Genomic DNA, 25,888 nt, shown 5'->3' on the forward strand with positions numbered 1-25,888 from the left:
GTCAGGCTAATATTTCATCTTTTGATAGAATAATGGTCATTTGAACAAAATAAAAAGGCTTGTCCACCCTCATTTTTACTAGTTTTTTAAGATTCAAACACGCCAAAGTAAGCCCAACCTTATCTTCCATTTTGGACTTTCCTTTCTCTCTGGTGTATCTCAAGTTATGATATTCCTTAGCAGTCCCAAAGAGTCGCTCAATTGTTTCCTTGCGCTTCTTATAAAGCTCCTTCATCCCTCTTTTGTGGCGAATCTCTTCACAAAATTCAAGGTCATCTTTCCATACATGTCTTGTGATGACTTTCTGCTGATTCTGGCTCTGGGTACAAACTGATGATAGGGGACAGGCGACACATACTTTTGGATCACTCTTATACTCACGGTAGCCTGCTCGGGTCGTCGTGCGATAGGTTAACACTTGGTTCTCTGGGCAGAGGTAACAGTCATAGAAGGCATCATAAACAAAATCACCGGGCCTTAAGTTCCCTTTTACACCCTTGGGGCGGGTATAGGGAAAGACAGGGATGATGTTTCGCTCTAATAAATAATGAGCAATAGCTGGGGTCTTATAGCCTGAGTCCGCAATAATGTAGCGTGGGGAGAAAGCTTCTATCTTTGAAAAAAGGGCAGGGAAAGCCTGACTATCGTGTACATTTCCTGCTTCAACACTATAAGCTAGTGCCCAACCATGCTTGTCACAAGCTACCTGGGCAGAATAGGCAAATACTTCCTTGTGTTGACCCTTGTGGAACCAGCCACTCTCTGGGTCTGTCCTTGAGATTTTCTTTTCTTTAGCCTCGCTTTCTTTTGCGGGCTTTAAGGACTTTTTTTCATGTTTCCTCCTATCTAAATCAATCTCAACTTCCAATTGCTCACTCATAAATTTAGCTTGTTGGGCAACCATTTTCTTACGATATTTGTGACTGTTAGCTGCCGCTTTGATGTGAGTACCATCCACAAATAGTTCCGAAGGATCAATTAAGCCAGCACATAAAGCTTGATGGAGCACTCGCGAAAATATCTCTGAAATTAATTCTTTATCTTGAAAACGACGACTGTAATTCTTTCCATAGGTGGTAAAATGAGGGACCTTGTCATCCAAGCTTAGTCCAAGAAACCAACGATAAGCTACATTTACTTCAATATCTTTAATGGTTTGGCGCATGGAGCGAATGCCATAAAAACATTGAATCAAAGAGATTTTGACTAACATGACAGGATCGAGACTAGGACGACCATTATCTGGACTATAGGTGTCTTCTACCAAGTCATAGATAAAATCAAAATCAAGCTTTGAATCCACTTGGCGAAGAAAGTGATCCTCTGGGACCAATTCGTCGATCGTATAGAAGCCATATTGGCAGCGATGATAATCAGGTTTTTCTTTGTGAAACATAGAGAATACCTCACAATTCTTCTCACCTCTATTATACGACTTTACAAAAAGAAAAGCCCTTAGAAAAGTGTCTTCTAAGGACTTTGTCTTCAATCTGAAGAAGCCTATTAGGCTTCTTTTTATTCCTTTATTATCTTGTAGTGATATAGACAAGAAGGATCGGTAAAAAGGCAGCAAGTACACATAAGATTGAAAATACCCAGAACCAGACTGATTTAAGAGCTTGCTTATATGTTCCCGGCTGAGATCTATTTTCAGTAATATAAGCTTTAATTTTCGACCTATTTAGGATGAGTACAATCAATACAACCGTTGTTCCTGCAGTCATCAATCCATAATTTATGAGATTCACGATACTTTTTGGAATATAGTTGGTCAGGAAATCAAGCCCCTCTGCGATGACCAAATTATTGAAAATATGGAAGAAGATCACCCAGAAAATAGAATATTCAAAAGCGATGTAACCAAATCCCAGACCAATCAGAGCTGCAAAATACACCTGATAGAGATTTTCATGAAACAGTCCGAAAAGAAGAGCCGTCATGACAATGGCAAAAACTTTTCCGTGTTTTTCCAAGGCTCGCAATCCTGCTCCTCGAAAAATAATCTCCTCCGTAATCGGTGCCATGATCGTTGTATAGATAAACATGGTGATTGAATGAGAACTAAAATCCTGTGATAAAATCTCAGAAAGATCCAAACCAAAGAGCGACAAAATAGCATTCATGATCTGACTCGTCAAAGTGCTAAACAGCTGAGAGAAAAACAAAAAACAAATCATGAAGAAGAAGACTTTGGCTGTCATTTTTTTATTTTTCTTGCGCAAATCTCGAGTAAAAAGCTGCTTGCCTCGGAAAATCGTGAAAATAAGCACTCCCACACAAGAAGCGATAATGTAGGAACCGCCATCTTTATCCATAAAACTTTTTACAAATTCCTCAGTCTTACCTATATCAAAGCCCTGCTGAAAAAGAACAAAGAAATAGGAAAAGATAGTATAAAGGATAACGACCACAAGCATCACGATAGAATAAGTGAAGCAGCTTGCTGAAAATCTCCCCAAATCTTTCTTGGGATTTAAAGGTTCAGGTAACGTATTCATAAATTCTCCTTTGGTATTATTAGCTACGAGTCTTTCTACTGAAAAAATACAAACTTAAAAAGATTCCCTCGTAAAGAAGAGCAAAAAGAATAAAGGTGTGCATGAAAAATTCTTCTGGCAAAATCCAGATGACTGGATCCTTGGCTGGATCAAATAGCCATGTATTGTCTCCCACAAAAAGCACTTGATGAAAGAGCGTAAAAAAGCTGTCAAAACCAATCAAGCCAGCCAAACAAATCATGACAAATGGCAATACGCTCAAGATAAATAAGCTTCTTTGATAAAGAGCTAAAAATCCTTTTTTGACCACTTTTTTGATAAAGAAGATCAAAGCAGGCAGAGTAACTAGAAAAATAGCTTGCGCCAAGTGAAAAAGATACTTGACCGCTTGAAAATGATGCAGACCTGCTGCCGAAGAGCGAAAATCCGGCATCGACAGCTTCTGACTAAAAGGATTTGTCAAGTAATTCATCAAAATGTTGAAATTATACTGGATAGTCTCTGCTTTCAAATGAACCTTATCGGACAAAGCGAAATAGGAAATTTCCAGCGGGTAAAACAACCAAGCTAGATAAATGGTCAACAAAATGGCTACTGCCAGCAAGCACAAAACGCTGGCTGAAAATCTCAACTTATCACGCATCAAAGTCCCACTCCGCTAGGCTAGACAAGACATGCGTCGGTTGGATAGGCAGATTTGGCACCTCTTCTGGCAGGGTAAAGCCTGTCGTAACCAAAAGAGTCGGAATGCCATTGTCGATTCCCGCTCGAATATCTGTCAGGTAGTTATCGCCGACCATAACCACATCCTCACGCGCCAGCCCTAGATGCTCAATGGCTTTTTCCATAATGATGGCATTGGGCTTGCCGATAAAGGTCGGCTCAACACGAGTAGCGGCTTCCAAGAGAGCATTGATAGCACCCGCTCCCGGCTGCAGTCCTCGCTCAGTCGGAATATTGAGATCGGGATTGGTCCCAATAAAGTGAGCACCCTTTTGAATGGCCAACGTCGCTATTGTCAGTTTCTCATAATCCACTTCCCAGTCCAGACCCACTACCACATAGTCGGGATTTTCTGTATCTTCCTCATAGCCAGCTTCTTCAATGGCATGTTTCAGTCCGACATCACCGATAACGTAGACTTTCTTGCCCAGATTTTTCTCCTGCATATAATCAATGGAAGCTAAAGTCGCTGTGTAAATAGTTTCAAGCGGCGTCTCAATGTTGAAATTCTCAGCCAACATGGTCTGAACCATTTCTGGCGTGCGCGTAGTATTATTGGTCACGAAAAGATAGGGAATCTTGCGCTTCTGCAACTCATGCACAAAAGCTTCGCCAGCCGGAATCCGGCTCTTTCCCTTATAAATCGTCCCATCTAAATCAATCAAATATCCTTTATAAGTCATATATTACTTTCTAATCTTTTTCAATCTCTTGCCAAGTGATTATAGCCTGAGCATTGACTTCACCGTCACTGGAAATCTGGTGATTACTCTGCAGACCGTCTAGGTCGTAGCTAGAAGCAATCATGCCGCCTGGTCGGACTTCCTTAACATACTTCAGGTTGATTTTCTGAGGAATATGCTGGGTAAGGAAATCTGCTCCCATGACCTCAAAAATCCAGTCCAGATACTTGCTATTGTTGACATGTCCATTCATATCCAAGTCGTAAAAGCGCACATGATAGTCCTTGCTGACAGGATTTTCTAAGTTTGGATATTTAGGGCCACGCAGCAATTTCTTGGAAAACTCTGATTGATATGGTGCTACAATCTCTGGTTCAACTGCATGAACCTTGCGACTATCCCGATCCATAAGGACAAAGGTTGCCATCATCTGGATAATAGCCTCGCCCGCTTCATCAAAAATCGTAAAGCGACGGTAGCAAAAAAGCCGATTGTAAGTCAATGCTTCTGTCTCAATGGTAATTTCCTCTGCAAAGCGAGGAAGACGAGTAACATCGATATCATAGTCCGTGATAATCCAGACTAGATTATACTGCTCCAGCATGTCCTTGTCGCTGACGCCGAGCTCAATCGACTGCATGCCTGATACCTGCAAAGACAGTAAGATGACATCAGGCAGCTTGATATGGCCGTTCATATCTGCCATATCAAAAGGAATTTTCATTTTCATTTGATAAGTTAAGCCCATGATTTACTCCAATATAAATTTCTCAGCAACCGTATCGCCCCAAAAGAGGCCTTGTTTGGTCATGCGCACGATGTCTCTGTCAGGCACTAGCAAGCCCCGCTCAGTCAGCTCAGACACAACAGCTCCGTATTGATCTTCAAAGGAGAGACCGAATTTTTCCTCAAAACGCTTTTTAGAAACACCTGACTTCTTGCGCAATCCCAGAAACATCTCTTCTTCCATCTGTTCTTTCAGCGTCAGCACTTCTTCCTGCACACGGGCATTACCCGCTTCCACCGCCTGCAGATAATGACGAATGGGGCCGTGATTTTTATAGCGAACACCATCAACATAGCCAGACGCTCCCGCTCCGATACCATAATACTCCGCATTGTCCCAGTACATGAGATTGTGGCGGCTCTCAAAGCCTGGCTTGGAAAAGTTTGAAATCTCATAATGCTCAAAGCCAGCCTTTTCCAGCTCAGCTATAATGTATTCAAACATCTCCGCTTCCAAGTCTTCCTTGGGCAGAGGCAACTTCCCACGCCGCATCCGATTCATGAAGACCGTATGATTTTCCAAAATCAAGCTGTACAGACTCATGTGGGGAATATCCAGAGCAATGGCCTTGGCTACATTGGTTTTCACATCCTCCATAGTCTGCTTGGGAAGGGCATAAATCAGGTCAATCGAGATATTATCAAAACCTGCTTTTTTGAGATTGGCAATGTTCTCATAGATATCCTTTTCCAAGTGACTGCGGCCAATCTGCTTGAGCATGCGATCATTAAAGGTTTGCACGCCCAGCGAAACCCGATTGACAGGCGAGTCTTTAAGTACAGCAATCTTCTCCTGATCCAAGTCCCCAGGATTGGCTTCAATGGTCAGCTCCTCAAGATAAGACAAGTCCAGCTTGTCCGTCAGCTTTTCCAGCAAAAAAGCCAACTGAGGCGCCGATAGAGCCGTCGGAGTCCCTCCTCCGATATAGAGGGTGCGGAGCTTTTTGATGTCGTAAGAATGATATTCCTCAATCAAATGCTCCAGATAACTATCTACCGGCTGATTTTTGATAAAAACCTTTGAAAAATCGCAGTAATAACAAATCTGAGTACAAAAAGGGATATGCACATAGGCAGAAGTTGGTTTAGTTTGCATAGTATTTATTATAGCATAAAATTAGCGACAAAGCCCCCTTGGAAAATAGAATAAAAAAACTCAAGAAATAGAAAAATTCCTTGAGTTAATGTTGAAAGAGCATCTGTTCGAGCAGATCACGGATAAAGCAACTGCTGAATCACTAAAACATGGCTCTCTTCTACGCCATATAAACTATGAAGTTCATTCGGCTCCATTGTCAGAAAACTTCCCGGCACCAATTGTACAGTTTCTCCTAAGGCAGTAAAATCCACCTTCCCTTCTAGACAGACAACTGTAACAAGAGCATCTGCGCTATGTTCAGGAATTTGTTTTCCTTTAGCAAGGTACAAATGGCGGATAAGACGTCCTTGCTCTTCGACCGGAGTTTCAACCATATCAACATTTGGATCTATTGAGTAAAATTTCATCGTTTTCCCTCCTTTTCTTCATTTTAGCATAATTCCGAAGAATTGTCTGAATTTTTTAATATTCCTAATTACTACCTACAAAGTTACAAAATATGGTATTTTCATCATGCTCTGTTAAATTAATTTCTTAAATATAAAAAGATTTAAGAACGTCATCTAAAATAGATCTTTTCTTCAATCTAGAAATTTGGTTTAAATTAGATTTCAAAATCATTGAATTCCATAAGCCATACTGATCTGGATTTTAGCAACTCCATTCTGCAGGCTGATTTTGTCAATGCTGAATGGACTCTGCGGCAGAGATAGAAGGAAACTATCTCCCTCCGTTGTGATAGTCGAATTAGAGGTCTGCAGTTGCTGCTTCAGCATGCCAGTCACCCAGGATTTAGGGATAGGAAGGATGCCTAGCTTGGCGCTATCAATTGTGATGTACAAGGCACTCCCCTTCACCGTCACATCCACTTCTAGATCCAGCTTACTATCAATAAAAAATAGCTTAACCGGATACTGGATGCGCAGCTTATTGCCTTCAATGCTGTAAGCACTGTTCAGCAGCTCCTGATTCTCGCTATCAGTCAGCGAAGACTTGAGAAGCTGATTAAGCTGAACACTATTGAGAGAGACCTCAGTGCTGACTCCCTGAGCTGTTGCATTAGCATTGTTCAAAGTCGGCTCAATCATACTTTCCCACGAAGTATTCGCTTGAACATTTTTTAGTTGTTCATTCGGATTGATAGAAGAAGGAACCAGAAATAGCACTGCTGCAAGCAACAGCACCAAGACAATTCCCACCAATCTTTTGATCAATTTCATATCTGTCTTCCTTTACTTTGAGAAATCTCCTTAGCTGAAAACACAGAAAGGATTTATCTCATTTTACACTATTTTTACATCATTTTCTGTAACAAAGAGATTAAAAGACTAACAATCCTATGAAAAAGGCTGGGACAAATAATCCCAGCCTCTTAGTCGCATATCGCCTGTATAACAAGGCTTAGCATAGATAGCCTATTTTTACTTAATCACTTGTTGCGTTTTAGCATAGTTGGCTTCGACTGCTTCTTTTTCAGATTTCCACCATTCTTGGTTGTCTGTGTACCACTTGATGGTCTCTTTGAGACCTGCTTCAAAGTTGGTAAACTCTGGCTTCCAACCTAGCTCATCACGGAGCTTGCTAGCATCAATGGCATAGCGGAGGTCGTGACCAGCACGATCTGTCACATGGTCATAGGCATCAGCTGGCTGCCCCATTTCCTTGAGAATCAGCTCCAGCACTTCCTTATTGTTCTTCTCACCATCAGCACCGATCAAGTAAGTTTCGCCGATTTGTCCCTTGGTCAGAATCGTCCAAACACCTGATGAATGGTCATTGGTGTGAATCCAGTCACGGACGTTCTTGCCTTCACCGTAGAGTTTTGGCTTGATACCGCTCAAGATATTAGTGATTTGACGCGGAATGAACTTCTCGATGTGCTGGTAAGGACCATAGTTGTTTGAACAGTTAGAAATAGTCGCTTTGACGCCAAATGAACGAACCCAAGCTTTGACAATCAAGTCTGAAGCTGCCTTGGTTGATGAGTAAGGCGAGCTTGGGTTGTACTTGGTTTCAGCCGTAAATTTCTCACCCGGTCCTTCTCCATGACCTGGCAAGTCTTCACGCAGAGGCAAGTCTCCATAAACCTCGTCAGTCGACACATGGTGGAAACGAATATCGTACTTACGAGCTGCTTCCAAAAGCGTGTAAGTTCCGATAAAGTTGGTGTGAATAAATGGACTCGGGTCATTAAGCGAGTTATCATTGTGGCTTTCTGCCGCATAGTGAACGATAGCATCAGCTTCAGAAGCCAGCTTATCTACCAAGTCTGCATCAGCAATATCTCCAACAACCAACTCAACGCGGTCGCCTAAAATTTCTTCGATATTGGCACGATTACCCGCGTAAGTCAGCTTGTCCAGCACTGTCACATGGACATCTGGAAAGTTATTGTAAACATAGTGGACAAAGTTAGAACCGATAAAACCAGCTCCACCTGTCACGATAATTTTTTTGTATTCAGTCATTTTTATTCCTTAAACTTTTTTATAATTGCCTTAAGTGGTGGGGACGCAAGCAAACCTCCGGTTTCATTGCTTATTTTTGAGCCTAATGTCTCAAAAATCCCCTGTCATGTAACAAACTAAACAATTTGTTACATGACTTACACCACAGTGGCAATCATTTCTTTAATTCGCTTCGCTCGGATTAGAGCTGAGGTAAATCATATATTTCAGTATCAATTAATGAATCAGAAAAGAAATCTTCTTACAGATCTTCTTTTCTTAATGGTTTGACATCCTTAAGTAATGGATGGTTCTTGTCTGCTTCTGAGACTTCTGCTGCTTCTAGGTTTTCCCACTGGATGCCTAGAGCTGGGTCTGCATAGTTGACAAAGGCATACTTGGGTTTGAGTTCCAAAGCCCAGTAGTCATTGACCAGATAGCTATAAGAAACTGTGTCAGAAAGGACTTGGAAGCCATTGGCTACGCCTCGAGGTACAAAAATTCCCTTGCTGGCATCGATTACTGTCTGGTAAGTATTACCAAAGGTCTCACCTTCACGCAGGTCTACCCAAGAACCAAGCACCTTACCGTCATCTGCAACAGAAATGTACTTGTCCCATGGTTCAGCATGAAGACCACGCAGGACATTTTTACGAGAAAAGCTGACATTATTTTGCAGTTTTCCTTCTGCAAAGAAGCTTTCAGGAAAGCCTAGCGGCAGCATTTTTTCCTTTTGAAAATTTTCCTTAAACCAGCCTCGGTTGTCTCCACGAACAGGAATATCAAATTCTAGCATTCCAGGAATTCCGGGAACCTCACGCGCTGCTAATTCCTTATCAAAAAATTGTTCTGTCATCTTCTTATGCTTCTCCAATCAAACGGAGCAAGTATTGTCCGTATTCATTCTTCTTCAACGGCTGCGCCAATTCGTGCACTTGCTCTTTAGTGATATAGCCCATACGATAGGCAATTTCTTCCAGATTTGCCACCTGAACGTTCTGCATCCGCTGAACTGTTTCGATATATTGAGCGGCCTCTAAGAGACTTTCATGGGTACCTGTATCCAACCAGGCAAAACCACGTCCCATGAGCTCAACAGACAAGTCACCACGATCCAAGTAAGCCTTGTTAACATCAGTGATTTCCAATTCTCCGCGAGGACTTGGCTTGATGTTCTTGGCAATTTCTACAACATCATTATCGTAGAAATACAGTCCTGTAACTGCATAGTTAGATCGCGGCTGTTCTGGTTTTTCTTCGATGGAGATAGCATTCATATCTTCATCAAATTCTACAACACCAAAACGTTCTGGGTCCTTGACATGGTAGCCAAAAACAGTTGCTCCTTTTTCCTTAGCAGCAGCATTTTGGAGCATTTTACTCAGACCTGGTCCATGGTAAATATTATCCCCAAGAATCAGCGCCACGCGGTCATCTCCAACGAAATCAGCCCCAATGATAAAGGCTTGTGCCAGCCCGTCCGGACTTGGCTGCTCAGCATAAGAGAGCTTGATGCCAAACTCAGAGCCATCACCCAGCAAATCCTCAAAACGAGGCAGATCCGTCGGAGTGGAGATAATCAAGATGTCCTTGATACCAGCCAGCATAAGAGTTGACAGTGGATAATAAATCATGGGTTTGTCATAAACCGGCATGAGCTGTTTTGACGCAGCGCGGGTCAATGGGTACAAACGAGTACCAGAACCACCTGCAAGAATAATACCTTTCATATGAGTTTCCTCTCTTAATGTATTCCCTTTATTTTACCATTTTTGAAAGCGGATGTCATCCTTTTCACTAGACTCAAATAAAAGAAAAAGAGCGGAAATTCCGCTTTCTTCCACTCTTTTATTCCAAGTTGGCATCAGCCCAAAGCCACATCCAAGACCATCATGAGAACAAAGCCCACCATGAGACCTAAAGTCGCCACATCAGTATTGCCATTGGTCTGCGAATCCGGTATCAGCTCCTCTACCACCACGAAAATCATAGCTCCTGCCGCAAAGGAGAGGGCATAGGGCAGAATTGCAGTAATGGCCATTACTGCAACAGCTCCCAGCACTGCTCCAACAGGCTCTACAATCGCGGACATAGAACCCCAGTAAAAGGCTTTAAGCCGAGACTTGCCGTCCGTCCGAATCGGAATGGATAGAGCCGCTCCTTCTGGGACGTTTTGCAGGCCAATTCCCAAAGCTAGACCAATCGCGCCGACAAAGGCTTCCAGACTAGGATTAGCAGCCAAAGCGCCAAAGGCTACTCCGACTGCCAAACCTTCTGGAAAATTATGAATGGTAATGGCTAAAAAGAGCAGAGCCGTCTTGGACAGCTTCTTTCGGCTATGCTTAGGAACACTCTCTGCCTCCGAAATGTCTTTGCTCAAGTGCAAGTGAGGCACCACCGCATCAATCAGCCGCAGGAAAAAACCTCCCACTAAAAAGCCAATCGCTGCAGGAAACCAGGATAGCTTGCCATAAGAAACTTCCGCATACTCAATCGACGGTGCTAAAAGCGACAAAAGGAAGCCGCAATCATAACGCCCGCCGCAAAGCCCATCATAATATCCAGCAGCTTGCGACTGACCTGTTTAAAGAAAAATACAATAGCCGAGCCCACAATAGTACATCCCCATGTAAAAAGCCCAGCCAAGAGTGCCTGTATAACCACAGGCTGCGATCGTAACCAGTCCATAACTTCTCCTTATCCTCTGAAATCAATCATACAAAATCGTCTTGGTTTCTCCGATACAGTGTTTTTCCTCATTCCAGTAATGAATCCGCTCGAAAGAGCCTTTCCTCCAGTAGAGAGGCAAACGTTCACGTATGTCGTTCTGCATATCTATTTGGTCAAGTTCCGAAATCTTCCACCATTTGGGCTCCCCTTCATGATCGTTTCCCCTAACTTGCCCCTCAAAGGCAGTACAAAGAAAATCGTAATACACATACCGTTCTTTTTTACTCGGATTAGTGAAACCTGAAATTCCCTTCAATTCCAAGTTTAGAGCAGTCAGCCCCGTTTCTTCTTTTAATTCGCGCCTTGCAGCCTCAAAAAAAGATTCTGGAAACTCCACTTTCCCGCCCGGTTGTATCCACCCTTTAAAATTATCATGCTGGCGATTAAGCAGTAAAATTTCTTCGTCTTTTTTCACACAAATATTGACCCAATTCAAAATAGTTTCTGTCATATCAAACCTTCTCCACATGGAACTAATAACTTTAAGAAAGACGCGTTCATGATGATTATACAACCACAAGCTGAAATCGGAAACAAGCTCCCCAAAAATTTATTCCAAGTTAATATTGTTTATTTTGGATAGAAAATCGAACGATCTGATGATTTTGAACAATAACCTCGTATTTACCAAATCCAGAATACTTACTATGTTTCCCGACACTAATGACTATAAGATAACGTGCATTTGGTAGCTTGGTTAAGGCTAGCTGCTCTTGTAAAATCTGCTTGATTTTATCATCATTCTTCTGGTCTTGGCCAATACTAATGATAGATCCATCGTCTTGCTCCACGTTCAAAATTACCTTCATTTCAATGGCAAGAGCCTCTTTTTCCAACATGTCAGAAATAGGGATTGGATACAAGCCCTGCAAAGGCTGGCCTTCTGCCCGATTCTTCTTTATAAGAGCCTCGTATACATCAATATGTGGCGCATCCTTATCTATCATAAAATCAAGGGATTCTAAATATAATTTCTTCTTATCCGCTCTTGTGAAGCTATCTTTTACAGTTTCTAAAGTTTCACTATACCCCGGACTCAGCTCAAGTCCCGTATAAGCGATACTAGGGAAAGCTTGATAAATAGCATATCCCTTTTCAAGCTGTAGGTCAATATCCGTTTTTCCATATTTCTCATCCCGAGAGGTGTAGTACTCAATTCGGTCACCGATCTTAACCGTTTTCCCCTCAATTTCCTCAGAATACTCAGCACTGATTAGATAACCAGCAAAAGAGGTATAGTTTTTATTAGCATCTAAAACTCTGACCGTTCCTTCAAATCCACTCTGCTTATAAGAGCGCTGAACAGCCTGTATCATTTCATATTTCGGCACTCGTACAAAAACTCCCCACATATCTATGAAATTCAGAAACATAGAGACAAGAGCCATGAGAAAAACGATCACCACACTAGATAGGAAACAGCCCAAAACACCGAAGCCTATTTTCTTTTTTGTATTCTTTGCTAGTTCCTGATTTCCTCCATTATTTTGAGCATCAAGAGAATATTGAGAACGATTTTTGTGTCTAATAAATAGAATGAGTGAGATTGATATTAAGATTGATATTACTAGTAAAAGTAAAACGAGGAATATTATAATCATTTGTTTTCCTTAAGTATCTTCTTCTCCACGTACCGTTCAATAGGATAGTCTGCTGGATTCAGCAGCCCCGCTTCTCCTAAAACCATCTGAGCCAATTGGCGTCCGATGAGCGGACCAGTTGTCAAACCAGAAGAGCCTAATCCACTGGCAGCGTAAACATGCGGCAAGTCTGGCACAGCGCCAAAGAAAGGAGAAAAGTCGCTGGTATAAGCCCGCGTTCCCACGCGCTCACCCAGAATCTCTGCTTTAGACAAACTTGGCAAATAAGTTTCCGCTTCTTGCTGCAACTGATCCAGTACTGTCTTATCTACCGTCAAATCAAAGCCCTGATCATTTTCATGACTGGCACCGACACTGACCTTGCCTGCTAGAAAAGGAATGATATCCAGCTCGCCCTCAGGCATAACCACAGGGTAGTCATCCGTCTTTTCAGCCAGCTTAAAATCACGCAACTGTCCCTTTTGCGGCCGAACATCTGTCTTATAGCCCAGTGGCTGCAAGATTTCTCCCAGCCAAGCTCCCACAGCTAAAATAACACAGTCAAAGCTCTGACCATCCACCAGAAGTTGCTCTCCTTCTACTGTCAAGCTTACCTTTTTCTCAACTAGTTTTGCCTTACTAGCTTTCAGAAGCGTCTCCGTTAAGAGTGCTCCCTCCACACGAGCACCGCCGGAAGCATAGAGAAGCCGCTCAAAGCCTTGCAAGTCTAGAAATTTCTCCTGGGTTTCCTGACGGCTGAGAAGACTCAACTCCCCTATTAAGGGCGACTCTTCCCGACGATTAGAAGCCAAATCATAAAGCTCCTGTAGCTTGCTCTCGTCCTTTTTCAGCAGATAAACACCTGTTTGTTGGTAAAAGTCTGTCTGAATACTAGCCGCTTCCAGTTCCGCAATCAAGTCCTGATAAAAATCAGCGCCCAGACGCGCCATCCTGTACCAAGCTTTGTTGCGACGCTTGGAAAACCAAGGACTGATAATGCCAGCGGCTGCCTTGGTTGCCTGCCCCTTGCCCTCATCAAAGACAGTCACTTCCACATCTGGGAATTTGGACAGATAGTAAGCCGCTGTTGAGCCAACAATCCCAGCTCCAATCACTGCTACTTTTTTCATGTCACACCCTCTCAAATATGTCGGAAAGGATTGGTCCAAGCCTGACTAGCCAGAATCTCAATATCCCATCCCTCTTCTGCCTTCCAGGTATCAAGCCTTTCTTTTAATTTTTCCGTAAAAAGAACCTCGATATGGTGTCCAGGATCCAGCGCTAAAAGCCCCTCTGTCAGCATTTCCTGGGCAGTGTGATAGTAAATATCACCTGTTATGTAGACCTGCGCTCCCTTGGCAATAGCCTCTGGATAAAAGGACTGACCGCTGCCACCACAAATAGCTACACGCTCAACCACACGTTCTAGATCCGTTTCTTCATAAGCGACCAGACGCAAACTATCTAGGCCAAAAGTTTCCTTGACCTTAGCCGCAAAGTCCCCAAAAGTCTGAGGCACAATCTTCCCCACGCGGCCAATACCGTGTTCTGGACTTGTCTGACTGAGAAAACTTGTCTCCTCAATATCTAATAACTGGCAGAACCAGTCATTGAGCCCGTCCTCTACAACATCAATATTGGTATGGCTGACATAAACAGCAATATCATGCTTGATGAGGTCTAGAATGATTTGATTTCGCGCCTTATCTGCCACTAGGTCCTTGAGCGGGCGAAAGATAGGCGCATGCTTAACGATAATCAGTCCAGCACCTGCCTCGATAGCTTCTGCCACCGTCTGCTCACGAATATCCAGCGCCACTAGAACCTTGTCCACTTCTTTGTCCAAAGTTCCGATTTGCAGGCCTGAAATGTCGCCCTCCATGGACAATTCTTGCGGGCAATAGGCTTCATAACGGGCGATGATCTCACTTGCTAACATGGAGTACCTCCTTGATACTGTCGATTTTTTGGGACATAGCAGAGCGTTCTAGCTTATTTCTTTCTGGGATATGAGCTAAAGCTTCTTCGAATTTCTTCAGTTCTTTCTGCCATTTTTTCTGAAAAACTAGCGATTTCTGCTCTAACAGGAAAGGACCAAAGCGTTTTTCTTGCTCCGTCAAAGTTTGCTGGCCTGCCTCAGCCACTAGGATTTCGTAAAACTTACCAGCCTCTTCTAAGATATCCTCAGCCAGCAAACGAAAGCCGTTGGATACCAGCCAGCTGCGGAGCTCATCCTCTCGATTATTGGGCTGCAAAATCAAGCGGGAAACAGACGCAAGCTTAGCTCTGCCATTTTCCAAAATCTCTGAAATCAAGCGACCACCCATGCCAGCGATGACGATGGTGTCAATCTGATCTTCCGCTTCAAAAGCCGCCAGACCATTGGCCAAGCGAACCTCAATCTGCTCCGTCAGCCCATGCTCTGCCACATTTTTCTGGGCAGACTGAAAAGGCCCCTCTACCACTTCACCGGCCAGAGCCTTCTCAATCCGTCCCTGCTGAATCAGGTAAATAGGCAGATAGGCATGATCGCTCCCAACATCCAGCAGCTTTGCCCCATCTGGAACAAAAGCAGCTACTCGCTCCAAGCGTTGGGAAATAGTCTTTTTTTGCATTGCTTACTCTTTTCTAAACATTCTTCTATTCAGTATATCATTTTTAAGGGTATAAAAAAAGCAGCGGAACAAAAATCAGCTTTTCGATAAACCGATTAGATTGATTATTACAACAAACGAATTGAAATTAAATAAAAGGACTTAGTCCTGCGCAGTATAGAATTTTTTCTATCTCCTCTTGACTTTTTTTCTTGAAAACTGAATTAACCTTTGCTAATTCTTTGAGGCTAAAATCTCTTTTAAAAAATTACACGACCTGAGTAATCCCAAGCCGTGTAATAGTTTTATGAATCAATATTGGATTCTTCATAAAATATTTAATTCTAATCAGTCATGACATTTCATAAACTCTTTATTTCAAGTTCAACTTGTTCATCTATAGCATCCAACAAAGCTCTTTTTATCACAGAAATTAGATTCTTTCCACTGCTTGTCACAAAATAATCTGATAACGCTTTGATATCTGGACTGATATTGTCAACCCAAGGAGGCATTTTACTTCTATCTTCATTATCCCAAACAACTTGATTAGGATTAATTCTTTCTAATTCCTTTTGGATGGTCTCCAATTCACGCAAAGCCTCCTCCAACTGATGTGGTTCTAGCTTTCCGCTATATAACTCATTCATCAAAATAGGGAATCTGCTCCCCCAAACATTATTTTCTAAACGAACACAAATTGTTGAAAAAAACGAGTGGAGAAAACCTCCTGTTCCAATAGAGTACCAATATAAATCTACTTTTAAACCAACCGTCATAAGTTCCTCACTCTCTCTTGAATAGAATCTCAGCATTATAGTCTGATTTTTCTATAATCTTATTTTTAATATCTCGGAGTATTTCTAAATTATACTCTTGACCTCTTACATCAATAACAACTGTTTGTTCGGTACCTTCTGGTAAATTTGTGAGTCTTTTTTTAATCTGACTACTCACGTTATTTATTATGGTTTAAAACTATCTTTTAAATCTGCGTATTCTTTATCTGTTAAATTCAACAGTAAAATACTCACTAGTATTCCATCTTGAGAAAAACCTAATTTTACTCGACCATTCGTTAGATAAGATGTTTCTTCCACATCAATTAACCGAATCTTCAAAATTTCTCTTGACAAGAATACATCAAAGGACTGATTTATATCATGCAGGTCATTTGTGAATGAAATATCACTTTGGAAAACAGGACAACCTTGGATTTAAATCTATATTATTTATTAAATCATTATTTTTATAGGTTTTAGTTTTAATTTTTTTAAGAATATTCACCATTAAATTATTTTGTTACCGTTCCAGCAAATAATCAGCAATTGTTTTCGTTGAATCTGATATGACTTCATTAACTGTTTTTCTTGTTCCAAAGTCGTTATGCCAATAATGAATATCTGATAAACCACCGCGTGGTGGAAAAAGTTCTTGATAAAGAGTAAATTTTTCCCTTGTACTTAGCTCGTCATTGGTATTCAAAGATTTTTTTAAATATTTTAAATCCTCTACTTGCGGATGAACGTTTTTAATTTTATATTGGTCAATTATTGATAACAAATTATCAATTGCTTTTAAAACTGTTTCTAACATACTAATATTTTCCTGTCCTAGAGGTATATTCAAAATGCTTTTGTTCAAAGTTAGGACCGTGTTTCTCAACAAATCTACGAGACGAAAAGGGCAAAGAAAGTATCCTACCCTAAAATTCTTTATACTAGATTAATCTTCTAAAATCACAGGAAAAATATCTTCCCCTCTGTGCATTTTTTCTGCCATTTCTTTCCACTCTAAAACCAGTTTATAAAGCTCATTTGTAGGAATAAAGCATGGACCACCTAATATTTCTTCCTCAAATTGGAAGTAAACTTCTGTTCTTTCTTTTCCAATTTCAAGCCCTAACAAATTACCATCAAAAGCATATTCTTCCATATTCCCAGTAATTACACTCTCCAAAGCTTCTCGAACATCTAGATAAAAGTCAGTAACTTCTGTAATCATAAAGGTTGTTATAATTTCATAATCTTCTCTATTATACAATACCGTAAGTGCATTTCCATTCTCAACACTTTTAAATAATTTGTATTCTCTTTTTAACATTCAAATCCCTTTCTATTCTGAAACGGTCGGATAGACGGTAATAATTTTCCCATCATCAGTAAGAACTATTCCAATTTTAATTCCTTCCTTAATCCCAGCATCATTTAAAGCAGAACTTTCGTACCCTCGATAATATTTCCAGAAGTCCCCTCTACCATATCATTGTGATAGCCTCCTGCTCGACCTTCTTTATTAATATCACCTTCAAAGATGTGAATCTTAGACTTCTCTGTAAAGTTCTCTGTGTGCTTAAGATTCGCTAAGTCATCCATACTGTAGTTTTTTATCTCAACCACCGTCTGACTCCCCACGCTTGGAATTTTCCCTTTGATCCAGTCTTTTCCCTTTCCAAAAGCTTCGGGGATTGTTGTATAAGGTTTATTGTAATACTGGTTATACCCCACATAAGCAGAATACAAGGCAGCACCCCAGCTAAGTGTTTCAGTGATAGGATGGATGCGATTATACCATTCAGCTGTTTGGATTTCTTCGGCTGTTGCTGGCTCAAGTGTAATCGGATTGATGGGCTTCTGCATCAAAAAATTCACATAAGGTTTGATAATAGGAATCAAAAAAACTTATCATTAAGCTAATACTATTATTTTGATATTTGAATATATCATATTCTCTTTTTAGCATTTTTCTCCTCTTTCTCGTCTTATAATTCAATGTTTTAACTATTCTTTGCTAGGAAAAGCTGAAATAATCTTCTCATCAGAGTCCAAATACATCGTAATCTATATATTATTCAAATATCAACATATTCTGTGGCAACAGTTATTACATAAGAACCATTCCAGTATCTAATATAACTTTATAGTCTTCAATATTTGTATTTTCATTGTCGTACCATGCATTTACTATCTGAGCTCGATTATCAATTATTTGAGCAATTTCAAATTTGAAATTTTTATAAGGAGCAAAGCTTGGCTCTTCAACTAGTATTTCTCCCATTTTATCTTTTGTTTCTAATAATATTCTCAAGCAATTTTCATTATCAATTAAAACTTCTAGACTAATATTTTCTTCTTTTAGAATATCAATGTTTTCTGATAGCCACTCTTTAGTCACTTTTTTTACTTCTTGAAGTCGACTCATTACTTTTCTCCTTTGATATTTATATTACGAGCATCCGGCATTTCTGTTATGGCTGGCAAGCCCTTCTTTTGATTTAACCTATCAATTAGAGATCCTGGACCTGGGATTTGTCCCCATCCTTCTTTTCCAGCTGGATAAAGACTCTGGGAATTAACATCAAATTCTGTAAAAACGCTTCCTGGTTTAGCAGCTGGAAATGCTTCAATATTAGAAGGAGTAGCAACATATGTTGTATTTCCATTCGGTGACATTTGAACTTTACCAGAATCAATCATCTTTGTATATTCTTCCATTGACATCCATCGTCCTACAGTTGACATCTCATCTACAATAGGGTTATCTAAGCCACCAACATTAATTTTAGGTAATTTGGAGTCCAAATTCTTTGATGGAAGTTGAGGATCAACCACCGGCTGACTCCCCACGCTTGGAATTTTCCCTTTAATCCAATCTTTTCCCTTTCCAAAAGCTTCGGAGATTGTTGTATAAGGTTTATTGTAATACTGGTTATACCCTACATAAGCAGAATACAAGGCAGCACCCCAGCTAAGTGTTTCAGTGATAGGATGGATGCGATTATACCATTCAGCTGTTTGGACTTCTTTGGCTGTCGCAGGCTCAAGTGTAATCGGATTGATCCCTTCTTCAAGGATGTAATGATTAAACTTCGCCGTGTAATTAGGATCACGCCAACTAAGTAATTTCTGACTGTCCATTAAAAAATAACGGTCTGTCACATAGCGATGATTAGCCCATTCAGTCTCTGACATGCCTAAACTGCCAAATGGTTTCACATGAGCTTGGGAAATGGCATTTTTGAGCTCAGGAAATTCTTTTTCTATCTCCTCTTGGCTCATACCATCTATTTTTTTCTTGAAAGCTGGATCAACCTTAGCTAATTCTGTGGGACTCAAGCCTCGATGATCATTTTTTACTTGGTCATATCTCGCCATAATCAATTGAAGAGCATCCTGACTCATAGTAGCAATAGATGCATCACCATATCCCGTGGTTAAAAAACGTTCATAGGCCTGAATCTTGCCACCATACTTTTCCTCAAGCTCAGCTCGGGTCATATTGAAAACATCCAGTAGATTATCCCCTTTATCTGTCTTAAGATCTTTATTAAAGTTTGAAATAATCTTCTTCCATTCAGAACGTGGTTTTCCCTGCAGCTTCTCTGCAAGCTTACCTCGGTAATAGATTTCAGCAGTACCGGATAACTTCATATCTTTGACAGCCTTGTCTATAGCCTGTTCTTGGGGTGTCCGATAATCACTCTTTGAAACAGTCTGAATCTTCTGAGCCTTCATCTTAGCAGACCAACTCATATCTATTCCATCAGTAGAGTAATTACCCTCACTGTCTACCAATACCTGACTAAGCTGCGTCGCTCCCTGAATAGCTAGGGCCAAAACCTGCAGACTATCTGTGAAATACTGGGATACCTGAGCCACAAACCATTCCAGTTTGTCAATTTTTTCCTGAATTTCCCGAATACCGATATTTAGCTGGTTTTCCAGCATTGTCAGAGCATTCGTCTTGGACAGATTGTCAGCTAATTTCCCTGCAACTCCATCAATAATCCGGCGAAATAGAGATTGATACTCTGCCAGCTGAGCTTGGGTTTTCTCCAGCATCTCCTGTTTTATTTTCAGTTGTTCTTTCAATAAATCCAAATCTAACTCGCCGTATTTGGCCACCTCGGTATCGGCATTTTTATAAGAGGAAAGCTCCTCCTGAATATCATCAATAGCAGCTTGTAGCTTTTTGATAGCAGGGATTATAATTTCTGTAAATAAGCCCTTTCCCGCTGTATAAGCCGCTCCCTGCAGCTCACCCGATTCCAAAGAGGCAATCAGGTGATCGCAGCCACTAGATAGACGATCGGTCACCTGATTAGCTACCTGCAGATTGCTGGTCATCGCTTGGATAAGCTGGGCCGAATCTGCTGCACTATATTTCACTCCCATGGCAGACTATTCCTTTCTTTGGTCAGTTTTTCTCGTTCTTCTTCCAGAGTCTTTCTTGTTTGACGACCGAGCTTTTCTAGTTCATCCATCTGCACCCCCACATAGTTCTTAACCTGTTGGTTAAGATGGTGAGTCTCTGCTAAATCACGATTGAGGGAAGCAGTATTTTGCGGATACTCATAAAGTAGATTTTCCATTCGATTCGTCAAATATTGGAAATCCGTCGCAAAATTTGCCAGAGAATCTTCGTATTGATGTTTGAGAGCTATAAATTTGTCTTCTTTTTCGTCAACTTTGAGAATTTTTTCGTAAAGTGCCTGACGTTCTTTTTCGCTTTTATCTGCCTTCATCTCAACTCTCCCAGCGCTTAGCCTGCTCTATATCGCGTTTCTCAATTTTTGCAGCAATTTCTGGAAATTTATTGGCCTGAGTTAGGACGGCCGAACTGAAGTCACTGATAGCCTGTAACATTTGATTGCAAGCTTGACGGCCAGCTTCCATCCCAGAAATTTCCGCCGTATAGGAAAAGTCAACTTGTTGATTTTGTGCATTGCTGGTATCAACTCCAACTAGCTCGCTGATAGCAGACCTAGCTGAAATAGTGCTTGATTTAATTTGTCCCATCTTTGCTTCTCCTCTTGTTTATGGAATTGTCAATATACCTTTCCATTATATCATAATTCCTCAAAATCATAGGTTCTAAAACAAAAAAGAGACTGAAACAAAAATGTTGCAGTCTCGCCCTATTATGTTCAGAAACTATTAAAATGGTAGATAATTGCTCAATAGCCAGCGATTACTGAGCAACCACTCGGAGTTGGAACTATTTATAATGACTTGAAGATCTTTAAATCTAAAACTAGATAGTAGAAAGAAAAGCAAAATCTTCAAACATTTCGCACAACCCCACCGCACTTACTTGTAACTAGTCCTTCCACAGATTCATGGCCTTGAGGAAATCATCCGAAACCGTTACATTCTGTGGATTACTTGCTTCACGCTCCGCCCGTTTGGCTTCTACTTGAGCTTGGGTTGTAATACCTTCCCGCCGCCAATTACGCAAGATCGCCTGGATATATTTCCAATTAGGCTTGCCATTGAAAACCGCTTCGCGTAAGGCAGCCTTGACCAAATCTGGATTGGTTTGATCGTCCTTAATGGTCTTGGTTAAATCCTCAATTTCAAATGGAGTCAAAAGACGACCCAGCTCTTGCTGGAAGGTTTCAACTAGTTCCTTGAGAAGGTTGCCATCAGATGCCGGCCTTGACCCAGTAGGACTAGAAGTCTCCAAAAGCTCATCTAGCTTTTCTAAGGCTGGTGAAGCATCAAAAATCGCTTCAATTTCCCCATTCAGTTCGATGGTTCTGTACTGGAGCAAGCCTTTTTCTGTCAGATGGGACATGGAACGATTGACCTCTGATAAGGTCTTGCCAATATGCTCCGCAATCTGACTAGGCGCAAACTCCTCCAATGAAGTAGTATTTTGCAGATAGAAAAACTGCCAGACCAAAAAATCATCACTGGAATCAAAAATGTCTTTAAAATGCAAAAAGAGGGCACTTGGAAGAACCAAGTTGCCGTTTTTGTAAGCTGCTAAATAAGTCATAGTACCTCTTTATAAATAAGCAAAGAAGGATGCATCATTCTCTGGACTTTGCCAATCAAATGGTGTTTCTTGATAGACTGCATAATTGACCCAATTACTGAAAAAGAGAGCTGCCGCCAAACTCCAGCGCAAACAAGGAGTTGTATTCACATCATCATTCTTGAAGTAATTCTCAGGAATATGAGGATCCTTGCCCGCTTCCAAGTCACGGAAATACTCCTTGGCAAGGGTATCACGATCGTACTCCATATGACCGAAGCTATACACCTCTCGCAAGTCACGGCTCGCCAAAACGGACAAGCCCGTGTCTTCTCCCTCGGAGAGAATCTCTAGATTGGTCAGATTAAGAATGTCTTCTTTCAGTACTTCTGTATGCCTTGAATGAGGCGTGATGAATTCATCATCAAAGCCTCTAAAAAGTAGATTATTGCTTGGAGCAGACTGCTCGTAAACACCTGATAGTTTCTCTTCCATCTGGTGCTTATCCACGCCATAGCGAGCATAAAGGCCAGCCTGTGCTCCCCAACAGATATGTAAAGTCGAAAAGACATGAGTCTTGGACCATTCAATCACCTGCTGGAATTCCTCCCAATAGTCTACTGCCTCAAAGGGCAGATGCTCTACTGGCGCTCCTGTGATAATCAAGCCATCAAAGAAACGATGCTTGACCTCATCAAAAGTCTTGTAAAAGGTCTGCATATGCTCCACTTGGGTGGTCTTTGACGTATGAGAAGTCATATAAAGAAACTCAATGGTCAGCTGCAAGGGCGTATTGGCCAAATGACGTAAAATCTGAGTTTCCGTCACCATTTTCTGGGGCATAAGATTGAGTATCAAGATATTCAAGGGGCGGATATCCTGATGATCTGCCCGGTCATCATCCATGACAAAGATATTCTCAGAGCTTAAAATTTCAACTGCGGGAAGCTTCTTATCAATCTTGATAGGCATGAAAATATCTCCTTTTGTTTAATATACTCATTATACTCAAAGGAGATATAGTTTTCAATTATACTTTTTCTCTAACTAGATATAGTAATAAGCTATATCTTTAGTAGTGCATCAATACTTTGTAGTCATAATCGCCAATTGCTTCGCGACCTTTGAGCTCATCCAGCTCGATGAGAAAGGCACAACCAGCAACAACTCCGCCAAGGCGCTCAATCATTTCAATGGTCGCCTTAACTGTTCCACCAGTTGCAAGAAGGTCATCAACAATCAGAACACGTTGACCAGGTTTGATTGCATCCGCATGCATAGTCAGTGTGTCTACACCGTACTCTTTTTCATAGTCCGCTGAGATAACTTCACGAGGAAGTTTGCCAGGCTTACGGACAGGAGCAAAGCCAATTCCTAATTCAAAGGCAACTGGACATCCTACGATAAAGCCACGCGCTTCTGGACCGACGATCATGTCGATTTCCTTGTCAGTCGCATATTGAACAATTTCACGAACAGCATAGCTGTAGGCATTTCCATCAGCCATCAAAGGGCTAATATCGCGGAAGAGAATCCCTTCCGTTGGGTAGTTTTCAATAGTTGCAATATAATCTTTTAAATTCATAATATTCTTTCTTTCAAAAAATTTTTTACTCTCTATTATACCATGTTTTATTCAAAAAGGCTCTAGCAGACTTTCAAATATTTTTAGATATGAAAGATTTGTAAAACAAGAAGGCCTTTTCCCTAGCAATCCATGAGATAGTCGTAAATCTCCTGCACAGTGCCCAGAGCCATGAGTTCTTGCTCTTTGACTAGGCGCTTGAGGTCTTGGTAAATACGACTGCTTTCAATTTCTTTCTTTTCTGCTTCTTTATTAACTGTCATGACACCTTCGGTGATGCTGACAAAGCCCAGCTCTTCAAAAATCTGAATCATTTTAACCAAGAGAATCGGGTCGATTTTCAGGTAAGCCGCCAACTCTTTGAGTTTATAGCGAACGTCAAACTCGGGGAACTGGTAGATAGTCTTGTAGAGTTTGGCAAATTGCTCACGGGTACCATAGCCGGTCAGATAGTAAGATTTGGCAATCTCATTCTTAAAGTAAATAGCATCGAAATTCTGAGACTGAAGAATCTTCTTCAAGACCTGCAAATCATCAGGCAGGTCATAAACCACAACTGCTCTGCTATTTGTCAAATCTGGCAATTCCTCTGTGAAACGCAAGACTGGAACCTTATCAGGCAGCGTCGCATTTTTGCTGCGGATATTGAAAAGCTGTACGCCGTCCACACGAGCATCTACCAGCATGAGCTGGAGACTGGTCTGTCCCTTCCATTTATTGACAGAGAGGCTGACAGCTAGCTCTAGATTCTTGGTCTGGGCAAACTCTGTCGCCAGGTTTCCTTGCCCAAAAGCTACTACTTCAAAAGATGCATCTTCCTGAGAAATTTTCAGCTTGAGATGGCTATTGCCAGCCCCCATAGTCCGAGCATTATCCACTTTAAAGTCCTTGAGGTAAAAGAGTGGCTTCTTATTGTTCATACCAAAAGGCGCAAGTTTTTCAAAGCTTTTGAGTGTATCCAGGGTCAGTTCTGGCAGGTGCAACTCCTCGTCTAAATAGAGAGTTGTTTTTCCAGTCAAATCCAAATCATTGTCTAAGATGTAGGCTGTCAGGATATCAGATAGCTCTGCTAGTTTGTCTGCTTCAAGAGTCATTCCAGCCGCTCCAGCGTGCCCGCCAAAGGCTAGAAAGAGGTCACGGTGGCTGTCCAAGGCCTCAAAAATATTGACCGCTTCAATACTGCGGGCGCTTCCCTTAGCGATACCAGCCTCAATATTAAGCACTATAACTGGCTGGTGCAGCTCTTCCAGCAAGCGCCCAGCGACAATCCCTAGCACACCAGGATTCCAACCTTCCTTGGCCAGCACCTGTACTGGTCTCTTAGGATCCAGCATGGTTTGTGCTTCTTCATAAATCTGCTGGACGATTTCCTTACGCTCATCATTTTTTTGGTTGACCATGAGCGCAATGTCGCGAGCTTCCTCATCATCAAATCCTGTCAAAAGTTCAATAGCCGGATTGGGATCATCCAGCCGTCCCAGTGCATTGAGTCGGGGGGCAAGCTGGAAGCCAACCGTTTCTTCGTCTAGCTCATCTGGCTGAATGCCTGCGATTTTGAAGAGCTCCTGAAGACCCACCCGCTGGGTATTTTTGAGGACGGAAAGGCCGTATTTGACCAAAATCCGATTCTCTCCCGTCAGACTGACCATATCAGCAATGGTACCGATAGCCACTAAGTCCAAAAGTTCAACTTGGACTTCTTCCAGCAAGGCTGTTGCCAGCTTAAAAGCCACCCCACAACCGGCTAAATGCTTGAAAGGATAATCTGCTCCGCTATGTTCCGGATGGACAATCGCATAGGCGTTTGGCAGCTCCTCAGGCATAGAGTGGTGGTCCGTCACGATGACATCTACGCCCAGAGACTGGGCCAGCTCGATAGCTTCAAGACCAGCCACTCCATTATCAACCGTAATAATGAGCGAGATGCCATGATTTTCAATAAAATACTTGTAAACACTGCTATTAGGACCATAGCCGTCCGTAAAGCGATTGGGCAGATAGACCTGACACTCAGCCCCCAGCTGGTCCAAGGCTTCCTTGACAATAGATGCCGAGGTCATACCATCAGCATCGTAATCGCCATAGATCAAAATCTGCTCGTAATTCTCAATCGCTGAGCGAATGCGCTCCACTGCTCGCTCCATATCATGCAGGTCATAAGGATCGTGAAGCTGGTCTAAACTAGGCTCCAAAAATTCCTGTAAGGCCTCTTCAGTCTGCACGCCTCTTTGATAAAGAAGACTGGCAGCGGCAGGTTCTAATCCAGCTTTTTTAGCCTTTTTTAAAAATTTTTCGTCTGTAAAATTAGTGGCAAACTGCCAGTCATATTTTGAGCTAATCATGATAAGTGAAACACTCTCTCCGTTCAATCTTGTCTGAATATTATAACATGAAAAAGCGACAG

29 protein-coding genes and 1 pseudogene are annotated in these 25,888 nt (G+C 41.6%); all 30 read right to left on the reverse strand.

Going from position 1 to position 25,888, the window contains the following annotated elements; translation table 11 throughout:
* Nucleotide 1: 1 nt before the first annotated feature.
* The 30 genes and pseudogenes from HBA50_RS05825 to recJ all read right to left on the reverse strand — a co-directional run bounded on the left by HBA50_RS05825 (nucleotide 2) and on the right by recJ (nucleotide 25,826).
* Entirely contained in the window at nucleotides 2-1,396 is a 1,395-nt protein-coding gene (locus HBA50_RS05825; protein ID WP_045499729.1) for an IS1182 family transposase, read from the reverse strand.
* A 130-nt stretch (nucleotides 1,397-1,526) separates the two neighbouring features.
* Nucleotides 1,527-2,498, reverse strand: coding sequence for a CPBP family intramembrane glutamic endopeptidase (locus HBA50_RS05830; RefSeq protein ID WP_045499726.1), 972 nt, complete (start codon nucleotides 2,496-2,498; stop codon nucleotides 1,527-1,529).
* A gap of 19 nt (nucleotides 2,499-2,517) precedes the next feature.
* Nucleotides 2,518-3,141 (reverse strand): TIGR01906 family membrane protein, encoded by a 624-nt coding sequence (locus HBA50_RS05835; RefSeq protein WP_045499723.1) that lies wholly within the window; start codon nucleotides 3,139-3,141, stop codon nucleotides 2,518-2,520.
* A complete protein-coding gene (locus HBA50_RS05840) occupies nucleotides 3,134-3,904 on the reverse strand; it encodes a TIGR01457 family HAD-type hydrolase (protein ID WP_045499721.1) in 771 nt (256 codons plus the stop codon). Before HBA50_RS05840 ends, HBA50_RS05835 begins: the two co-directional genes overlap by 8 nt.
* A gap of 10 nt (nucleotides 3,905-3,914) precedes the next feature.
* The gene (locus HBA50_RS05845; RefSeq protein WP_045499719.1) at nucleotides 3,915-4,652 is read right to left on the reverse strand and encodes an acyl-[acyl-carrier-protein] thioesterase; all 738 of its coding nucleotides are present in this window, start codon (nucleotides 4,650-4,652) and stop codon (nucleotides 3,915-3,917) included.
* Between the two features lie 3 nt (nucleotides 4,653-4,655).
* A complete protein-coding gene (gene hemW / locus HBA50_RS05850; protein WP_045499716.1) occupies nucleotides 4,656-5,786 on the reverse strand; it encodes a radical SAM family heme chaperone HemW in 1,131 nt (376 codons plus the stop codon).
* Nucleotides 5,787-5,902: 116 nt separating this feature from the next.
* On the reverse strand, nucleotides 5,903-6,196 hold the full coding sequence (locus HBA50_RS05855; protein WP_045499713.1) for a cupin domain-containing protein: 294 nt from the start codon (nucleotides 6,194-6,196) through the stop codon (nucleotides 5,903-5,905).
* Nucleotides 6,197-6,406: 210 nt separating this feature from the next.
* The gene (locus HBA50_RS05860; RefSeq protein WP_045499710.1) at nucleotides 6,407-7,009 is read right to left on the reverse strand and encodes a hypothetical protein; all 603 of its coding nucleotides are present in this window, start codon (nucleotides 7,007-7,009) and stop codon (nucleotides 6,407-6,409) included.
* Nucleotides 7,010-7,210: 201 nt separating this feature from the next.
* Nucleotides 7,211-8,257 (reverse strand): dTDP-glucose 4,6-dehydratase, encoded by a 1,047-nt coding sequence (gene rfbB / locus HBA50_RS05865; RefSeq protein WP_045499707.1) that lies wholly within the window; start codon nucleotides 8,255-8,257, stop codon nucleotides 7,211-7,213.
* Nucleotides 8,258-8,498: 241 nt separating this feature from the next.
* Nucleotides 8,499-9,092, reverse strand: a complete 594-nt coding sequence (locus tag HBA50_RS05870; protein ID WP_015605114.1) for a dTDP-4-dehydrorhamnose 3,5-epimerase family protein — start codon at nucleotides 9,090-9,092, stop codon at nucleotides 8,499-8,501.
* 4 nt (nucleotides 9,093-9,096) lie between these two features.
* Nucleotides 9,097-9,966, reverse strand: a complete 870-nt coding sequence (gene rfbA / locus HBA50_RS05875) for a glucose-1-phosphate thymidylyltransferase RfbA (RefSeq protein WP_045499704.1) — start codon at nucleotides 9,964-9,966, stop codon at nucleotides 9,097-9,099.
* 134 nt (nucleotides 9,967-10,100) lie between these two features.
* A pseudogene (tmpA, locus tag HBA50_RS05880) lies at nucleotides 10,101-10,924 on the reverse strand (ZIP family manganese transporter TmpA).
* A gap of 22 nt (nucleotides 10,925-10,946) precedes the next feature.
* Entirely contained in the window at nucleotides 10,947-11,417 is a 471-nt protein-coding gene (locus HBA50_RS05885) for an 8-oxo-dGTP diphosphatase (protein ID WP_045499701.1), read from the reverse strand.
* A gap of 109 nt (nucleotides 11,418-11,526) precedes the next feature.
* On the reverse strand, nucleotides 11,527-12,567 hold the full coding sequence (locus HBA50_RS05890; RefSeq protein WP_045499698.1) for a hypothetical protein: 1,041 nt from the start codon (nucleotides 12,565-12,567) through the stop codon (nucleotides 11,527-11,529).
* Nucleotides 12,564-13,676 (reverse strand): NAD(P)/FAD-dependent oxidoreductase, encoded by a 1,113-nt coding sequence (locus HBA50_RS05895; protein ID WP_045499695.1) that lies wholly within the window; start codon nucleotides 13,674-13,676, stop codon nucleotides 12,564-12,566. The genes HBA50_RS05890 and HBA50_RS05895 overlap by 4 nt, the downstream gene beginning before the upstream one ends.
* Nucleotides 13,677-13,687: 11 nt before the next feature.
* Entirely contained in the window at nucleotides 13,688-14,485 is a 798-nt protein-coding gene (locus tag HBA50_RS05900) for a Nif3-like dinuclear metal center hexameric protein (RefSeq protein ID WP_045499692.1), read from the reverse strand.
* The gene (locus HBA50_RS05905) at nucleotides 14,472-15,161 is read right to left on the reverse strand and encodes a tRNA (adenine(22)-N(1))-methyltransferase (RefSeq protein WP_045499689.1); all 690 of its coding nucleotides are present in this window, start codon (nucleotides 15,159-15,161) and stop codon (nucleotides 14,472-14,474) included. The genes HBA50_RS05900 and HBA50_RS05905 overlap by 14 nt, the downstream gene beginning before the upstream one ends.
* A 341-nt stretch (nucleotides 15,162-15,502) precedes the next feature.
* On the reverse strand, nucleotides 15,503-15,919 hold the full coding sequence (locus tag HBA50_RS05910) for an immunity 70 family protein (RefSeq protein WP_045499686.1): 417 nt from the start codon (nucleotides 15,917-15,919) through the stop codon (nucleotides 15,503-15,505).
* Nucleotides 15,920-16,105: 186 nt separating this feature from the next.
* A complete protein-coding gene (locus HBA50_RS10375) occupies nucleotides 16,106-16,261 on the reverse strand; it encodes a hypothetical protein (RefSeq protein ID WP_235285274.1) in 156 nt (51 codons plus the stop codon).
* A 181-nt stretch (nucleotides 16,262-16,442) separates the two neighbouring features.
* Entirely contained in the window at nucleotides 16,443-16,736 is a 294-nt protein-coding gene (locus tag HBA50_RS05920) for a hypothetical protein (RefSeq protein ID WP_045499683.1), read from the reverse strand.
* A gap of 129 nt (nucleotides 16,737-16,865) precedes the next feature.
* Nucleotides 16,866-17,243 (reverse strand): hypothetical protein, encoded by a 378-nt coding sequence (locus HBA50_RS05925; RefSeq protein WP_045499681.1) that lies wholly within the window; start codon nucleotides 17,241-17,243, stop codon nucleotides 16,866-16,868.
* Between the two features lie 104 nt (nucleotides 17,244-17,347).
* Entirely contained in the window at nucleotides 17,348-17,779 is a 432-nt protein-coding gene (locus tag HBA50_RS10380) for a hypothetical protein (RefSeq protein ID WP_243746219.1), read from the reverse strand.
* A 244-nt stretch (nucleotides 17,780-18,023) separates the two neighbouring features.
* Nucleotides 18,024-18,341 carry a hypothetical protein gene (locus tag HBA50_RS05935; RefSeq protein WP_045499676.1) on the reverse strand — a complete coding sequence of 106 codons (318 nt, stop codon included), beginning with the start codon at nucleotides 18,339-18,341 and terminating at the stop codon, nucleotides 18,024-18,026.
* A complete protein-coding gene (locus HBA50_RS10195; RefSeq protein WP_045499673.1) occupies nucleotides 18,341-20,314 on the reverse strand; it encodes a TreTu family toxin in 1,974 nt (657 codons plus the stop codon). Before HBA50_RS10195 ends, HBA50_RS05935 begins: the two co-directional genes overlap by 1 nt.
* On the reverse strand, nucleotides 20,305-20,664 hold the full coding sequence (locus HBA50_RS05950) for a hypothetical protein (RefSeq protein ID WP_045499670.1): 360 nt from the start codon (nucleotides 20,662-20,664) through the stop codon (nucleotides 20,305-20,307). The genes HBA50_RS10195 and HBA50_RS05950 overlap by 10 nt, the downstream gene beginning before the upstream one ends.
* 1 nt (nucleotide 20,665) lies before the next feature.
* Nucleotides 20,666-20,938 carry a hypothetical protein gene (locus tag HBA50_RS05955; protein WP_045499667.1) on the reverse strand — a complete coding sequence of 91 codons (273 nt, stop codon included), beginning with the start codon at nucleotides 20,936-20,938 and terminating at the stop codon, nucleotides 20,666-20,668.
* A 301-nt stretch (nucleotides 20,939-21,239) separates the two neighbouring features.
* The gene (locus HBA50_RS05960; protein ID WP_045499664.1) at nucleotides 21,240-21,920 is read right to left on the reverse strand and encodes a DnaD domain-containing protein; all 681 of its coding nucleotides are present in this window, start codon (nucleotides 21,918-21,920) and stop codon (nucleotides 21,240-21,242) included.
* A gap of 9 nt (nucleotides 21,921-21,929) precedes the next feature.
* The gene (metA, locus tag HBA50_RS05965; RefSeq protein WP_005590498.1) at nucleotides 21,930-22,871 is read right to left on the reverse strand and encodes a homoserine O-acetyltransferase MetA; all 942 of its coding nucleotides are present in this window, start codon (nucleotides 22,869-22,871) and stop codon (nucleotides 21,930-21,932) included.
* A gap of 100 nt (nucleotides 22,872-22,971) precedes the next feature.
* Nucleotides 22,972-23,484, reverse strand: coding sequence for an adenine phosphoribosyltransferase (locus tag HBA50_RS05970; protein ID WP_045499661.1), 513 nt, complete (start codon nucleotides 23,482-23,484; stop codon nucleotides 22,972-22,974).
* 122 nt (nucleotides 23,485-23,606) lie between these two features.
* The gene (recJ, locus tag HBA50_RS05975; RefSeq protein ID WP_045499658.1) at nucleotides 23,607-25,826 is read right to left on the reverse strand and encodes a single-stranded-DNA-specific exonuclease RecJ; all 2,220 of its coding nucleotides are present in this window, start codon (nucleotides 25,824-25,826) and stop codon (nucleotides 23,607-23,609) included.
* Between the last annotated feature and the right edge of the window lie 62 nt (nucleotides 25,827-25,888).

The sequence above is a fragment of the Streptococcus cristatus ATCC 51100 genome (genome assembly GCF_011612585.1).
Classification (GTDB): domain Bacteria; phylum Bacillota; class Bacilli; order Lactobacillales; family Streptococcaceae; genus Streptococcus; species Streptococcus cristatus_H.

Coding starts and splice junctions, on each gene's coding strand:
- HBA50_RS05825 (WP_045499729.1), bottom strand. CDS start 1,396: ATGTTTCACAAAGAAAAACCTGATTATCATCGCTGCCAATATGGCTTC.
- HBA50_RS05830 (WP_045499726.1), bottom strand. CDS start 2,498: ATGAATACGTTACCTGAACCTTTAAATCCCAAGAAAGATTTGGGGAGA.
- HBA50_RS05835 (WP_045499723.1), bottom strand. CDS start 3,141: ATGCGTGATAAGTTGAGATTTTCAGCCAGCGTTTTGTGCTTGCTGGCA.
- HBA50_RS05840 (WP_045499721.1), bottom strand. CDS start 3,904: ATGACTTATAAAGGATATTTGATTGATTTAGATGGGACGATTTATAAG.
- HBA50_RS05845 (WP_045499719.1), bottom strand. CDS start 4,652: ATGGGCTTAACTTATCAAATGAAAATGAAAATTCCTTTTGATATGGCA.
- hemW (WP_045499716.1), bottom strand. CDS start 5,786: ATGCAAACTAAACCAACTTCTGCCTATGTGCATATCCCTTTTTGTACT.
- HBA50_RS05855 (WP_045499713.1), bottom strand. CDS start 6,196: ATGAAATTTTACTCAATAGATCCAAATGTTGATATGGTTGAAACTCCG.
- HBA50_RS05860 (WP_045499710.1), bottom strand. CDS start 7,009: ATGAAATTGATCAAAAGATTGGTGGGAATTGTCTTGGTGCTGTTGCTT.
- rfbB (WP_045499707.1), bottom strand. CDS start 8,257: ATGACTGAATACAAAAAAATTATCGTGACAGGTGGAGCTGGTTTTATC.
- HBA50_RS05870 (WP_015605114.1), bottom strand. CDS start 9,092: ATGACAGAACAATTTTTTGATAAGGAATTAGCAGCGCGTGAGGTTCCC.
- rfbA (WP_045499704.1), bottom strand. CDS start 9,966: ATGAAAGGTATTATTCTTGCAGGTGGTTCTGGTACTCGTTTGTACCCA.
- HBA50_RS05885 (WP_045499701.1), bottom strand. CDS start 11,417: ATGACAGAAACTATTTTGAATTGGGTCAATATTTGTGTGAAAAAAGAC.
- HBA50_RS05890 (WP_045499698.1), bottom strand. CDS start 12,567: ATGATTATAATATTCCTCGTTTTACTTTTACTAGTAATATCAATCTTA.
- HBA50_RS05895 (WP_045499695.1), bottom strand. CDS start 13,676: ATGAAAAAAGTAGCAGTGATTGGAGCTGGGATTGTTGGCTCAACAGCG.
- HBA50_RS05900 (WP_045499692.1), bottom strand. CDS start 14,485: ATGTTAGCAAGTGAGATCATCGCCCGTTATGAAGCCTATTGCCCGCAA.
- HBA50_RS05905 (WP_045499689.1), bottom strand. CDS start 15,161: ATGCAAAAAAAGACTATTTCCCAACGCTTGGAGCGAGTAGCTGCTTTT.
- HBA50_RS05910 (WP_045499686.1), bottom strand. CDS start 15,919: ATGACGGTTGGTTTAAAAGTAGATTTATATTGGTACTCTATTGGAACA.
- HBA50_RS05920 (WP_045499683.1), bottom strand. CDS start 16,736: ATGTTAGAAACAGTTTTAAAAGCAATTGATAATTTGTTATCAATAATT.
- HBA50_RS05925 (WP_045499681.1), bottom strand. CDS start 17,243: ATGTTAAAAAGAGAATACAAATTATTTAAAAGTGTTGAGAATGGAAAT.
- HBA50_RS10380 (WP_243746219.1), bottom strand. CDS start 17,779: ATGCAGAAGCCCATCAATCCGATTACACTTGAGCCAGCAACAGCCGAA.
- HBA50_RS05935 (WP_045499676.1), bottom strand. CDS start 18,341: ATGAGTCGACTTCAAGAAGTAAAAAAAGTGACTAAAGAGTGGCTATCA.
- HBA50_RS10195 (WP_045499673.1), bottom strand. CDS start 20,314: ATGGGAGTGAAATATAGTGCAGCAGATTCGGCCCAGCTTATCCAAGCG.
- HBA50_RS05950 (WP_045499670.1), bottom strand. CDS start 20,664: ATGAAGGCAGATAAAAGCGAAAAAGAACGTCAGGCACTTTACGAAAAA.
- HBA50_RS05955 (WP_045499667.1), bottom strand. CDS start 20,938: ATGGGACAAATTAAATCAAGCACTATTTCAGCTAGGTCTGCTATCAGC.
- HBA50_RS05960 (WP_045499664.1), bottom strand. CDS start 21,920: ATGACTTATTTAGCAGCTTACAAAAACGGCAACTTGGTTCTTCCAAGT.
- metA (WP_005590498.1), bottom strand. CDS start 22,871: ATGCCTATCAAGATTGATAAGAAGCTTCCCGCAGTTGAAATTTTAAGC.
- HBA50_RS05970 (WP_045499661.1), bottom strand. CDS start 23,484: ATGAATTTAAAAGATTATATTGCAACTATTGAAAACTACCCAACGGAA.
- recJ (WP_045499658.1), bottom strand. CDS start 25,826: ATGATTAGCTCAAAATATGACTGGCAGTTTGCCACTAATTTTACAGAC.